This is a genomic window from Micromonospora sp. S-DT3-3-22 (assembly GCF_015354745.1).
Taxonomy (GTDB): Bacteria; Actinomycetota; Actinomycetes; order Mycobacteriales; family Micromonosporaceae; genus Micromonospora; species Micromonospora wenchangensis.
In genome coordinates this window covers 88,386-101,415 of the sequence record NZ_JACGMO010000001.1, presented here as the reverse complement: position 1 = coordinate 101,415, position 13,030 = coordinate 88,386, and the positions used below count along the sequence as shown (strand labels likewise).

The window sequence follows — 13,030 nt, the reverse complement described above, 5'->3', positions numbered from 1 at the left end:
GGGGCGGCACCGGTCAGGGTGTGCTGGCCGCCCCGGCGTCGGCCAGCAGCCGCTGGCGCATCAGGAACTTGCGGACCTTGCCCGTCGGCCCCATCACCACGCCGTCGGCGGGCACCGTGACCACCCGCCGCAGCGTCGCGGCGACCACCGGTCCGAGCGCGGCCCGGACCCGGTCGGAGCGGTCGAGTTCCGGGTCGGCGTCCTCGGCGAGCACGAGCAGCACCTCGGTGACGGTCCGGTCGTCGGCCTCCCGGGCCGCGATGACCGTGCAGTCGCGTACGTCGGGGCAGTGCTTGAGGATGCGTTCCTCGGACAGCGCCGTGTACAGCCAGTTGCCGTCGCCCAGGTCGACCGCGTCGCTGGCCCGGTCGACGTGGTGGTAGTTGCCGTCCGGGTCGCGGTACATCAGGTCACCGGTCAGGTAGTAGCCGCCCAGCCGGGTGCGGAACGTGTTGACCGAGTCGTTCCAGTAGCCGAGCGCCAGGGTCGGCGACTTGAGCCCGACGTGCCCCACCTGCCCCTCGGGGACCTCCTCGCCGGTGGTCACGTCGAGCAGGGCGATCTGCGCGAACGGGTACGGCTTGCCGACGCACCGGTCGTAGTGGTCGCTGCCGAGGCGGTGGCTGATCCGGAACGCCCCGTGGCCCATCTCGGTGGAGCCGAGCATGTCGACGAACTTGGACCCGGGCACGTCGACCATCCCCTGCCGGGTGTACGCGGGGTGGCTGCCCACGGCGACCAGCCGCCGCACGTGCGACTCGTGGGCGCAGTCCCCGGTGTTGAACCAGTTGCGCACGGAACCCAGGTCGCGGGTGGTCAGGTCGTGGCGGGCCAGTTCGGACCAGGTGACCGCGAAACCGAAGACGCCGGTCGGCCGCCAGCGTTCGATGGCGTCGAGGATCGTCTCGGCGCTGCTGGCGAACGGACCGCCCTGCGCCGACAGGTAGAGCAGCTGGTAGCTGTTGCAGAGCGCCTGGTTGATCGTGATGATGCCGGCGGCGTGCGCGGCCGGCAGCACGGACAGCTCGCGTACCTCGCCGTAGGGGCGGGACTCGGTGAGCCGGACGGCCCGGATGGCGGCGAACAGCCCGTGGTGCGAGTGGACGATCGCGGCCGGCACCCGGGTGGTGCCCGACGAGTGGGTGATCGCGACCGGGTCCTCGGGGTGGTGACGGTGGTGCGGTGGGGCCTGGCCGGGGTCACCGGTGCCGGTCTCGGCGGCGTCACCGAGGATCGGCACCCCGAGGTCGTGCTCGCGCAGCGCGGCGTGGTCGGCGTCGACGACGACCCCGACGCCGCGCAGCCGCCGGATGAACTCGGCCGCCAACTCGATCGGCATGTTGCCGTTCATCAGGGCGGGGATCGCGCCGAGCCAGTTGAGGGCGAAGAAGTTGAGGAACACGTCGGGCGCGGACGTCACGTAGACCGCGACCGGGTCACGCCAGCCGACGCCCCGCCGCCGGAACCAGTCGGCGCGGGCGGCGACCCGCTCGGTCAGGGTGGCCAGCGACAGCGGCGTCCAGGCGGGGATGCCGTCCACGTCGACGTCGAAGGTCACCCGGGGCAGGTCCGGGTCGGCCCCGTGTTCGGCGAGCCGGAGCAGCACGTTGCCGGCCCCCAGCTCCATGTCGGCCGCGAGCGTCGCCCGGAAGTTGTCGGCACCCAACGAGTTGTCTCCTCACCTGGCACGCTCACGGTCACCGCACCCCGGCGCGGCGGCCGATCTGGGACACGCTCAGGCTAGAGCGCCGATCACCGGCAGACAATGGCCAACATCAATCCTGGTCACGCCGCCCGGTCGACGGCGGGTCGGGGTCAGGAGACCTCGCGGTTGAACAGGTGCGACGACCAGACCAGGCTGATCGCGGCCAGCACGATCATGATGAGGGCGCCCTGCCAGACCACGGGCTCGGTGAGCTGCCCGTTGAACAACGCCCGCATGCCGTTGGTCGCCCAGGAGAACGGGTTCCAGACCGCGACCTGCTGGATCCACAGTGGTGCCAGCACGAGCGGGATGAGCACCCCGGCGAGCAGCGAGATCGGCTGGCCGACGGTGTTGACCAGCACGCCGAGGCTGTTCTCGTTGCGTACCAGCAGCGCGATGTCGTACGAGATCGAGGTGCTCAGCAGCACCATCACCGACAGCAGCGCGTACGAGATCAGCAGGTTGCCCAGGTGCACCCGCAACCCGAACGGCAACGCCACGATCGTGATGATCACCGCCTGCACCACGTTCAGGCAGACGTGCATCAGGGCCCGGCCCAGCAGCAGGCCGGTCCGGCTCACCGGGGTCACCCGGCACCTGTCGATGATGCCGGCGCGCAGCGCGCTGAGCAGCCCGTACCCGGCGAACAGGCCACCGAACAGGCCCATCGCCACGAACAGGCCGGGCACGTAGATACGGTAGGCGTCGGCGTACGAGGAGGCGCCCCGGTCGACCATCACCACCTTGAGGAACGGGGCGAACAGGATGAGGTAAGTGACCGGCTGCGCCAGACTGAACGCCACCATCACCGGGTTGCGCACCATCAGGCCGACCTCCTGTTGGAAGATCAGCCAGGTGTCGCGGACCAGTTTCACTGCGGCTCCTCTCGTGCCGGCCGGGTCACTCCTCCAGGGAGCGGCCGGTCTTGGCCAGGAAGACGTCGTCGAGGCTGGGCCGGCGGGCCTCGATCGCCCCGGGCTCGATCCCCCGCGTCAACAGGATGCGCATGATCTGCGGAATCGCCGTCGCGGCACTGTCCACGTAGAGCCGCAGAGTGCCGTCGACCGCCTCCGACGAGTGCACGTACGGCTGCTCGGCCAGCAGTTTCGTGGCGATCGGCAGGTCGGCGTCGGCCGGGCCGTCGGTCACGTCGGCGCGGGTCAGGTCGATCGCGACCACGTCACCGGAGATCTCCCGCTTGAGATCCGACGGGGTGCCCTCGGCGACGATCCGACCATCGTCGATGATCGACAGCCGGTCGCACAGGGTGTCGGCCTCGTCGAGGTAGTGGGTGGTGAGGAAGACCGTCATGCCCTCCGCCCGCAGCCGCCGGACCTCCTGCCACATCCGCACCCGGCTGGGCGGGTCCAGCCCGGCGGTCGGCTCGTCGAGGAAGATGACCTGCGGAGAGTGGATCACCCCGAGCGCCACGTCGAGCCGCCGACGCTGCCCCCCGGAGTACGTCCTGATCCGGCGGTCGGCGAAGTCGTCGAGCCGGAACGCCCCGATCGCCGCCTCGGCCCGGCGCTGCGCCTCGGCCTTGCCGAAGCCGTACAGCCGGGCCTGGAGCACCAGGTCCCGGCGGGCGGTCGAGTCGTCGTAGGTGCCGCTGGCCTGGGCCACGAACCCGATCTGCCGGCGCACCTGGGCCGGGGCCCGCAACAGGTCGACACCCGCGATCGTCGCCCGGCCACCGTCCGGGCGGATCAGCGTGGCCAGCATCCGCATGGTGGTGGACTTGCCCGCGCCGTTGGGGCCGAGGAAGCCGACGATCTCGCCCCGCTCCACGGCGAAGTCCACCCCGCGCACCGCCTCGACGGTGGTGGCGTTGCGGCGACGGCCGACCCGGTAGGACTTGCGCAGGCCGGTGGCCTCGATCATCGAGCCTCCTCGGACGGGGACGACGCCGGGCCACGGGGGGGGTGTCGACGGTGGACGGCGACACCCGTGCGGGTGCGTCAGGTCAGGCTAGTGTGGCCGTACCCGAAGGACAATGGTCGATGGGCCGGGCGGCCAGGGCGGCGAGGTGCCGGGCGGCCACGGCCGCGCCACCGGCGGCGGCGAACGACTCACCCACCCGGCGGGCCCCCTGCCGGTAGCCCGGATCGTCGAGCACGGCGGTCAGCGCGGCGGTGAGGTCCGCCGGGGTGGCCGAGGCGAACGCGACCTCGATGCCGGCGCCCGCGTCGGTCACCTGACGGGCCACCGTCGGATGGTCGTGCCGGATCGGCCCGACGACCACCGGCACGCCGTGCGCCAACGCCTCGGTGACGGTGCCCAGCCCGCCGTGCGACACCACCGCGTCCAGCCGGGGCATCAGCTCCAGCACCGGCACCCGGGGGGCGGCCAGCACGTGCGCGGGCGGGTCGGGCAGCACGTCGGACGAGGCGGTGACCACCACCTGCACCCGGTCGGCGAGCGCCGCCGTCGCCGTCATCATCCGTCGGTAGAAGTCCCGGGCCAGGTGCTCGGCCATCGTGCCGACGGTGACCAGCACATGCCGGCGGTCCGGGTCCCAGGCCTCCCAGTCGAAGGCCGGCGCGTCGGGGCGGTGGCCCAGGGCCGGGCCGGTCAGCACGCACCGCGCCGGCAGCGGGGTCGCGCCGGTCAACGCCGTGCTGGTCAGCCCGAGCACCAGGTACGGCGAGAAGCGCAGGTCGATCGCGTCGTCGACCGGCAGGTCGGTCATCGCCCAGACCCTGGCCAGTTGTGCGCGTACGTAGTCGGTGAACCCGGGCAGGTCCGGCGGGGTGAGTTCCAGCGCGCCCACGCAGAACGTCGCCCACGGCACCCCGTGCCGGTGCGCGGCCAGCGCGCCGGCCAGCGCGTACTGGTCGACGACGACGGCGTCCGGCCGGTGGTCGGCGACCGCCCGGTCGACGGCGTCCCGGATGAACCGGTTGACCGGCAGCACGTGCCCCTCCCAGAGGCTGCGTACCGACGCCATGCCCGACTCGTCGCCGTTGCGGAAGTACCGCTTGCCGGTCGGGTAGAGCGTCGCGTCGGGGCCGATCAGCGGGCGCAGGTCGGTGCGGGGGCCGCACCACGCCACCTCGTGCCCGGCGGCCCGGAGCGCCTGGCCGATGGCGAGCGGGGCGTTCAGGTGCGACGCCACCGGCAGGACGACGAACAGGAAGCGGGCCACGTCGATATTCTGGCACGCGTTGACAGCGACGGACGCCGCTGATGGGATTCTCACCGTGACGGTCGACGAGCAACGTTCCCGGATTCGACCGTCCACTGTGTCACCCGACGGCCGGTCGGATCCCGGCCCGGTCGCCGGTCACCCCCGGTCGACCCCGGCACCGGCGGCATGACGGCGCTCGACGCGGTCGCGGTCCACCTGCCGCCGCACCGCGTCCCGATCGAGAGCCTGGCCGGCCCGCTGGAACTGACCGAGATGCAGGTCCGGCTGTTCCGCCGGTTCCACGGCCTCGACCAGGTGCGCCGCGATCCCGACCGGTCCCTGGCCGACCTGCTGCGCGACGCCGCGACCGGGCTCACCGCCCTGCGCGGGCAGGAACACCGGGTCCGGTTCGTGCTGTACGGGCGGGCGTTCCCCGTCGTGGTGCCGTACCCGGTCAACCCGTTGCACGACGTGTGCCGCGCGCTGGGGCTCGGCCACGCGGTCGCCTTCACCCTGACCCAGCAGTCCTGCGCCAGCGCGCTGCTCGCCGTCGAGATGGCCGGTCGGCTGCTGGCCGCCGAACCGGGGCCGCACGCGCCGGGCGAGGGACCGCTCGCGCTGGTGCTCACCGCCGAGAAGGCGTTCACCCGGGACGCCCAGTTCATCCCGGAGACCTCGGTGTTCAGCGAGGGGGCGTCGGCCTGCCTGGTCAGCCTCGACGGCCCCCGGGACCGGCTGCTCGGCTACGCGTGCCGGCAGCGGGGCGAGTTCGACGTCGCCGGTGGCGCGTCCGGCGCGCAGTTCCAGCGCGAGTACCGGCCGGCGCTGGCGGACGTGATCGGCCGTGCCCTGGCGGTGGCCGGGGTGGACCTCGACGACATCCGGCTGATCCTGCCGCACAACGTCAACGTGGTGACCTGGCAACGGCTGAGCCGGCTGATCGGGTTCCCCCGCGACCGGGTGCTGCTGGACAACGTCCGGGAGACCGGCCACGTCTTCTGCGCGGACGCGTTCACCAACTACCTGACCGCCCGCGACCGCGGCCTGCTGAGCCCGGGTGACCGTTACCTGGTCGCGGCGGTCGGGGCCGGCGAGGGCGCGACCTTCGCCGCGATGGTCTTCGCCCACTGACCCCGCGATGGTCTTCGCCCACTGAGACCGCGCCCCCGCCGGACACCGAGGAAGGAACACCGCCATGGCGGCCCCGTCGACCGACCTGCACCTGATCCGGGCCGCCCGGCGGGTCTTCACCGGGCCGGCCGCGCTGCTGGACGACCCGGACCAGCGGACCCGCTCCGCCCGCTACCTGGCCGACCTGGCCCGCCCGTACGGGCTGGACCTGCCGGATGGCCCGGGGCAGGAGGCGCCGGGCCGGTCCCACGCGGAGATGGCCGAGGCGCTGATCGGGGCGCTCGTGCCGCCCCAGGAACCGGTGGACCTGCTCGTGCTGGCGTTCGCCCGGCACGACATGCTGCCCGGCCGGGCCACCGCCACCTACCTGAGCCACCTCTGCCCGGGGACGCCGCTCTCCTTCGCCGTCTGCGACCAGGGCCCGGCGGCGGTCGTCAGCGGCCTGCGGCTCGCCCACGCGTACGCGTCCTCGGGCGGCGGCACGACGGCCCTGCTGATCGCCGTCGACCAGGCCGTGCTGCCCTACCGCACGCCGACGCCCGCCCCGGCCCGGCAGCAGGCGGTCGGCATGCTCTACCGCACCACCCCGGCGGACGGGGCGGTGCGGGGGCCGGAGCACACCGGCGACGTGGTGCACGCCCCGGCCCGGATGACGGGGCTCCGCCAGCATGCCGACGTGGCGGCCGACGAGGTGGCCGCGCTGGCCGGGTCCGAACTGGCCGCGCTGTCGGCGGGCCGGACGGACGCCCGGGTGGTGCTCGGTTCCGACCTCGCCGCGGCCTGGCCGACGCACCCGACCGGCGGGGTGACCGTCACCCCGCCGGGGCAACCGGTCACCGGCCTGTGGTGGACCCTGCCCGACGCCCTCGCCGCCGGCCCGGACCGGCCCCGGCCGGTGCTGACCGCCGACTACGACCCCGACCTGCGCTACCTCTGCCTGACCGGCTGGGAGACCACACCGGTCGACACCCGACCCCGCTGACCGGGCCCGTCGATCGCCGCCGCCCGTCAGGCCCCGCCGGCCAGGATGGTCCGGGCGACGGCGCACAGCCGGGCGTTCGCCTCGTCGGTGCCGACGGTGATCCGTACCCCCGCGCCGGGGATGGCCATCACCAGGATGCCGGCGGCGCGGGCCTGCTCGGCGAACGGCACCGCCCGCTCCCCCAGCGGCAGCCAGACGAAGTTCGCCTCGCTGGGGGCCACGGTGAGGCCGAGGCCACGCAGCTCGTCGATGAGCCGGGTACGCGACGCCGCCAGGTCGGCGCAGCGCCGGGTCAGCTCGGGGGTGACCGCCCCGTCGAGGCTCGCCACCGCCGCCGCCTGGGCCAGGCTGTTCGGGAAGAACACCGCGCCCACCATGCCGGCCAGCGGCGTCACCCGGGGTGGCACCACCGCGTAGCCGACGCGCAGCGCGGCCAGCCCGTACGCCTTGGAGAAGGTGCGCAGGACGCACACGTTGTCGTGGGCGCGGTACAGGTCCATCCCGTCGGGCACCTGCGGGTCGGTGACGAACTCCCGGTACGCCTCGTCGACGATCACCGGCACGTCGGCCGGAATCCGGGCCAGGAACTCCTCGATCTCGTCACGGTGCAGCACCGCCCCGGTCGGGTTGTTCGGGTTGCACAGCAGCACGCACCGGGTCTGGTCGGTCACGGCGGCGGCCATCGCCGGCAGGTCGTGGCGGTAGCCGTCCATCGGCACCGGTACGCCCCGGGCCCCGACGTTGCGGATGATCAGCGGGTAGCCCTCGAAGGACAGCGCCGGGTGCACCACCTCGGGGCGCGGCCCGAGTGCCTGGACGAGGTGCTGGCACAGCCCGGCCGAACCGGGCCCGACGAGGATCGACTCCGGTCCCACGCCCAACCGTGCGGCAAGCGCGCCCCGCAGCGCGGCGGCGGTGCGGTCCGGGTACCGCTGGAGGGCGGCGGCCCCGTCCTCGACGATCCGTCGGATGCTCGGCAGCGGCGGGTACGGCGTCTCGTTCATCGACAGGTCGGCCGGCGGCTGGGTGCCGACGGTGGGGGCAGTGGTCATCGTTGCTCACTTCGTTGCGGGGCCGGCGGGACGGGTGGCTGGGCGTGCCGGTCGGTGAGCAGCCCGAGCTGGTACATCCGGTCCACCAGGGACAGCGGTCGGACGTTCGTGCCGGACAGGTTGCCGGCGGTGAGCCCGAGCAGCCGGGGGTTGGCCGCGGTGCGCCGCATCATCCGCGCCCCGAGCAGCCGGGGCAGCCCCGACACGCTGGTGATCATGCGGGCGGCGTTGTGGCTGACCGTGGCGACGTGGTCGAGCTGCGGCCGGCGGGCGGCGTCGTAGTCGCGCAGCGCCCGGTCCACGGCGGCGTCGTCCGGGCGGCCCCCACCGGCGGCGAGGCCGGCCGCGAGGGCCTCGGCGTCGGCGAGGGAGCTGTTCACGCCCTGCGCCGCCATCGGGTGCACCGCGTGGGCGGCCTCCCCGAGCAGGGCGAGGCCGGGCACGGTCAACCGTGCCGCCCGCAGCCGGTAGACGGCGAGCAGCTGCCGCCGGTGCAGGTTGGCCCGCAGCGCCGCGCCCAGCGGCCGGACGGCCGGCACCCCGGCGAGCAGCCGGTCGCACCAGTCGGCCAGGTCGGCGGTGCTGCGGCCCCGGAACTCGTCGGGGGTCACCTGGACGTAGACCCGGCAACGCCCACCGGGCAACGGGTAGACCAGGCACAGGCCCCGCTCGGTGCGGTAGGCCGACACCTCGTCGGCCACCTCCACGTCGGGCACGTCGAAGGCCACCAGGCCGTGCGGGTACTCCCGTCGCTCGACGTCGATGCCGACGGCCTTACGCAGCGGTGAGGACATCCCGTCGGCGGCGACCACCAGCGCCGCCCGGATCTCCTGCTCGCCGTCGCCGCCGGTGACCCGGACCCCGGTGACCCGGCCGTCGGCGGCGCGCAGCGGACCGGTGACCCGCTGCCCCCACCGGATCTCGACGGTGCCGGGCAGCCCGTCGGCGAGCACGCCACGCAGGTCGCCGTAGTCGGCGCAGAGGATCTGCCGGTATCCGCCGGGCAGGGTGCCGTAGTCGAGGGCGAGCAGCGGACGGCCCTGCGGGTCGCGGATGGCCAACCGGTCGACCGGGCATGCGCCGGTGGCCCGCAGGGCGTCGAGCACACCCCAGCCGTCCAGGATGCGTACCGTCTCGGGTTGCAGGATCTCGCCCTTGGCGATCGACGCGGGGGTGCGTTGCCGGTCGAGCACCAGCACCCGCAGCCCCCGCGCGCCGAGCGCGCGGGCGGCGGCCAGGCCGCCGGCCCCGGCGCCGACCACGACGACGTCGGCGCTCATCGGGCGACCGCGCCGGGTGTGACGCCGGCCCGCCCGGCGACGGCACGGCGGTACTCGCCGAGCGCCCGCAGCGCGACCGCCTGGGTGATCACCGCGTTGGGGTAGCGCAGGTGGTGGCGGATGTAGTTGCAGACCCGGGTGGCCGGCCAGCCGCCGTCCGGCCCGGCAGCGGCGAGCAGCCAGGAGACCCCCCGGTCGACCGCGTCGGCGGCCTCCGGGTCACCGCCGGCCAGCAGCCCCTGCACGGCCCAGCCGGTCTCCTCGACCGACCCGGCGGTGCCGTCGCCCGGCCCCCACGACCCGTCGGGCAGTTGGGTGTCGCGCAGCCAGCGCACCGCCCGCCGGACCACGTCGTGTCGGGCGTGCCCGACCCGGGACAGCGTCGCCACCACCACCGCCGTGCCGGAGGTGTGGTCGCGGTACCACAGGTTCTCGTAGCTGCCGTCGGGGCGCGCGGCGGTCAGCAGCCAGGCCGCCCCGGCGGCGATCGCCGGGTGGTCGTCGGGGTGGCCGGCGTCGTGCAGGGCGAGCACCGCCTGGCTGGTGATGGCGGGGCAGGGGCCGTCGTTGGCGAGCTTGGTGTCGCGTACCCACAGGCTCCACGAGCCCCGGCTGTCCTGCCGGCCGACGAGCCAGTCCAGGCCGCCGCGCAGCACCGGGTCGGTGTCGGCGTCGGGGTAGCCGGCGAGCGCCGAGAGGATCTCGGCGGACTCCAGCGTCACCGGCCAGCCGCCCACGTTGGAGTAGCTCCACCCGCCCGGTGGCACGTCCAGCACCGTGAACGCGGTCGGCTTCCGGGTGGCGTGGAAGAACTCGCGGGTGGGGCGCAGCCGGGGGTCGGCGGCGTACCCGGCGGCGATCAGCCCGGTCACCGCGTACCCGGAGCGGGTCAGGTCGAGGTTGGCCACGGCGTCCCAGGCGCCGTCGGGGCGCACGGCGCGCCGCAGCCAGCCCACCACGGCGGCGGCGATGTCGGGGGCCTCGCCTGCGCGGGCCAGGCCGAGCAGCACCAGGGCGGCGGGCCACGGGTCCTCGCTCAACGCGCCGGTACGGCCCTCGTGGTCGTAGATCGCGCGCAGCAGCCGCAGCGCCGCCGGACGGGCCCGACGCAGGGTGGCCCGGCGCAGCCGGCCGGTGGGCAGCAGGTCGGCCTGCATCAGGGCCAACCCGATGAACGGCGCGGTCCGGAACGACAGGCGCTGGCGGCGGACCCGGTCGAACAGCACGATCTCCAGCGGCAGCCGGCGCAGCGGGCCCGCCTCGGCGGTCATCCCGGCCATGGTGAGCAGTTGCCGGCAGAGCAGCGAGATGGCCGGGTCGGTGACCGTGTCGACGCCGCCCATCGCGGCCAGCCGGGCCCGTCCGGCGGCGATCGCCTCGGCGCTGTCGGCGGGCGCGGTCAGGGCCAGCGCGGCGACCGCGACGGCGGTGGCGACGACCTCGCTGTCGGCCCCCACCACGCCGCCCCAGCCGCCGTCGTCGTGCTGCTGCCGACGCAGCCATCCGGTGCCGGCGTCGACGAGGTCGGCGCTGCCCACCGGGTCGGCGGCGTGCAGGGCGGCCACCGTGCCGGCGGTGCCCAGCACCGAGGCCGGCGGGTCGTCGCCGAACACCCCGTCGGGGCGCTGCCGGCGCAGCAGCGCCTCCGCGCCGCGGGTGATGGCCCGGTCGAGGGCCTCGGTGGGCACAGCGGTCATGACACGTCCTCCATGGCGGCTCGACGGGGGGTGGCCAGCGCCAGCGCGGGTCGTCCGGTGCCGAGTTCGTGCCCGGCGCGCATCGTCCGCTGGGCCCACCAGGTCAGGGCGACCATCGGCAGCGCCAGCAGCAGTTGCGGGCCGACCCCGAGCCCCAGCCCGACCAGGGCCGAGGCCAGCACCACCCGTTCGACCACCAGGACGGCGTGCGCCCGCAACGCCACCAGCACGGGCATGTCGGCGCGGTGCGCGACGAGCGGGGCCAGGGCGGCGACCCCCAGTGCCACGACGACGGCCAGCGTCGCCAGGTAGCCGGCCCGCCGGGCCGGCCCGGCCAGCAGTCCGGCGGCCAGCGCGGCGGCGACGGTGCCGGCGTAGAGGGCCAGCACCGTGCGCACCGCGAACGGCGCGCCCCGGCGTACCGGCAGGGTGCGGTAGCCGCCGGCCCGGTCACCGTCGATGTCGCGCAGCGCACCGACCAGGTTGGACATCGTGTCGTGCGCCCAGAACGCGAACATCGAGGCGAGCAGCACCGGCACCGCCGACGGCTGTTGCGGGGACAGTCCGACGGTGAGCGTGCCGTAGAGCAGCGCGATCGCGCCGAGCGCGCCCCGGACCAGGTTGCCGGCGATGCCGCGTGCCTTGCACCAGCGGCTGTAGGCGACGATGCCGAACGCGGCGAGCACCGCCGCCGAGGTGGTGCCCCAGCCACCGAGCACCGCCAGCAGCGCGAGGACGGCGAAACAGGCACAGCCGCACCACAGCGCCGTACGGGCGGCCAGCCGGCCGGACGGGATCGGCCGGTGCGGTTTGCTGCCGGCGTCGAGTTCCCGGTCGAAGTAGTCGCCGAGGTAGTGGCCGCCGAGCCAGCCGGCGGTCGGGGCGGCCCAGGCCGACAGCAGCAGCCACGGGTGGTGCGGCCCGTCGGCCAGGGCCGCACCGGCGAGGCCGACCAGCCCGACGTACCACAGGGTGTACGGCCGCCAGGTCTCGACGTGTGCCCGCAGCGCCCGTACGGCGCCGGCCGCGTTCACGCCGTCTCGCTCGTCATCCAGTGCGCGATGCCGGCGAGCACGGTGGCGCTGGGCGACGGGGCGAGCCCGGTCAGCTCGGCCAGTGCCCGCCCGGCGTGCTCCGCCATCTGCCGGCGGGCGCTGCGCACCGCGTCGACCTCGGTGAGCAGGCCGGCGACCCACTCGACGTCCCCCGGGCCGGCCCCGCGCCGGTGCAGCACCGCCATGAGTTCCACCCGGGCGGCGTCGGTGGCGGCGTCGTAGGCGATCAGCAGCGGCAGGGTGGGCCGGCCGTTGTTGAGGTCGCTGGTGGCCGGCTTGCCGGTCTGTTCCGGGGTGGCCACGTAGGACAGCAGGTCGTCGCGGATCTGGAAGGCGATGCCGAGGTGTTCGCCGTAGCGGGCCAGTGCGGCGGCGACCTGCGGTTCGGCCCCGCCGAGCAGCGCGCCGACGTGACACACGGCGCGGAACAGCGCGCCGGTCTTGAGCCGGATCATCTCGGGGTAGCGGCGGGCGCCCTCGTCGAGGTCGCCGACGAGCTGGGTTTCGAGCATCTGCCCCCGGCACAGGTCCCGGCCGGCCTCGGCCAGGGCCGCGACGGCGGCGGCGACGTGCCCGGCCGGCGCGGTCGCCCCGGACTCCACAATGGACTGGAAGGCCGTGAAGATGAGGTGGTCGCCCACCACGATGGCGTTGGGGATGCCGAAGGCGACAGGCACCGCCGGGCGGCCCCGGCGCAGCGTGTCGGCGTCGATGATGTCGTCGTGCACGAGCGTCGCGACGTGCAGGTACTCCATCCCCAGCGCGGCCGGCAGGACGTCGGCCGGTGAACCGCCCACCGCCTCGGCCGCGTGCAGCGTCATCATCGGACGGAGCAGCTTGCCCGCCGGCAGCAGGGCGTAGCGGGCGATCCCGACCAACGGGTCGGCCGACTCCGGCCACCGGCGTCCGAGTTCCGCGTGCAGCAGCCGCCCCGATTCGCTGCGGGCAAGGTCGTCGATGAAGGGCGGATATCGCGTGAAACCAGTAACCGTCATAGCGTG

The 13,030-nt window shown here is 74.7% G+C and carries 11 protein-coding genes; 2 read left to right on the top strand and 9 right to left on the bottom strand.

The genetic code is table 11. The features are described 5' to 3' along the window. Nucleotides 1-13: 13 nt before the first annotated feature. The 4 genes from H1A17_RS00460 to H1A17_RS00445 all read right to left on the bottom strand — a co-directional run bounded on the left by H1A17_RS00460 (nt 14) and on the right by H1A17_RS00445 (nt 4,850). Complete coding sequence (locus tag H1A17_RS00460; RefSeq protein ID WP_145918664.1) at nt 14-1,666, bottom strand: class I adenylate-forming enzyme family protein; 1,653 nt, start codon at nt 1,664-1,666, stop codon at nt 14-16. A gap of 149 nt (nt 1,667-1,815) precedes the next feature. Further along, on the bottom strand, nt 1,816-2,580 hold the full coding sequence (locus H1A17_RS00455) for an ABC transporter permease (RefSeq protein ID WP_145918663.1): 765 nt from the start codon (nt 2,578-2,580) through the stop codon (nt 1,816-1,818). A 25-nt stretch (nt 2,581-2,605) separates the two neighbouring features. Then, nucleotides 2,606-3,586, bottom strand: coding sequence for an ATP-binding cassette domain-containing protein (locus tag H1A17_RS00450; RefSeq protein WP_194820713.1), 981 nt, complete (start codon nt 3,584-3,586; stop codon nt 2,606-2,608). Nucleotides 3,587-3,668: 82 nt separating this feature from the next. Beyond that, entirely contained in the window at nt 3,669-4,850 is a 1,182-nt protein-coding gene (locus H1A17_RS00445) for a glycosyltransferase (RefSeq protein ID WP_194820712.1), read from the bottom strand. Between the two features lie 168 nt (nt 4,851-5,018). Here H1A17_RS00445 and H1A17_RS00440 point away from each other — a divergent pair, with 168 nt between their 5' ends. Further along, entirely contained in the window at nt 5,019-5,963 is a 945-nt protein-coding gene (locus tag H1A17_RS00440; protein WP_145918660.1) for a 3-oxoacyl-[acyl-carrier-protein] synthase III C-terminal domain-containing protein, read from the top strand. 64 nt (nt 5,964-6,027) lie between these two features. Further along, on the top strand, nt 6,028-6,945 hold the full coding sequence (locus tag H1A17_RS00435; RefSeq protein WP_194820711.1) for a 2-hydroxy-acid oxidase: 918 nt from the start codon (nt 6,028-6,030) through the stop codon (nt 6,943-6,945). Between the two features lie 26 nt (nt 6,946-6,971). Here the strand turns inward: H1A17_RS00435 and H1A17_RS00430 are convergent, their stop codons facing one another. Genes H1A17_RS00430 through H1A17_RS00410 form a run of 5 tightly spaced genes read right to left on the bottom strand, consistent with a single transcriptional unit; the run spans nt 6,972 to nt 13,024 of the window. Next, nucleotides 6,972-7,997, bottom strand: coding sequence for a histidinol-phosphate transaminase (locus H1A17_RS00430; RefSeq protein WP_145918658.1), 1,026 nt, complete (start codon nt 7,995-7,997; stop codon nt 6,972-6,974). Then, entirely contained in the window at nt 7,994-9,277 is a 1,284-nt protein-coding gene (locus tag H1A17_RS00425; RefSeq protein WP_145918657.1) for an NAD(P)/FAD-dependent oxidoreductase, read from the bottom strand. Before H1A17_RS00425 ends, H1A17_RS00430 begins: the two co-directional genes overlap by 4 nt. Beyond that, the gene (locus H1A17_RS00420; RefSeq protein ID WP_145918656.1) at nt 9,274-10,974 is read right to left on the bottom strand and encodes a prenyltransferase/squalene oxidase repeat-containing protein; all 1,701 of its coding nucleotides are present in this window, start codon (nt 10,972-10,974) and stop codon (nt 9,274-9,276) included. Before H1A17_RS00420 ends, H1A17_RS00425 begins: the two co-directional genes overlap by 4 nt. Then, the gene (locus H1A17_RS00415) at nt 10,971-12,008 is read right to left on the bottom strand and encodes a UbiA family prenyltransferase (protein ID WP_145918655.1); all 1,038 of its coding nucleotides are present in this window, start codon (nt 12,006-12,008) and stop codon (nt 10,971-10,973) included. Before H1A17_RS00415 ends, H1A17_RS00420 begins: the two co-directional genes overlap by 4 nt. After that, nucleotides 12,005-13,024, bottom strand: coding sequence for a polyprenyl synthetase family protein (locus tag H1A17_RS00410; RefSeq protein WP_145918654.1), 1,020 nt, complete (start codon nt 13,022-13,024; stop codon nt 12,005-12,007). Before H1A17_RS00410 ends, H1A17_RS00415 begins: the two co-directional genes overlap by 4 nt. Nucleotides 13,025-13,030: the final 6 nt, after the last annotated feature.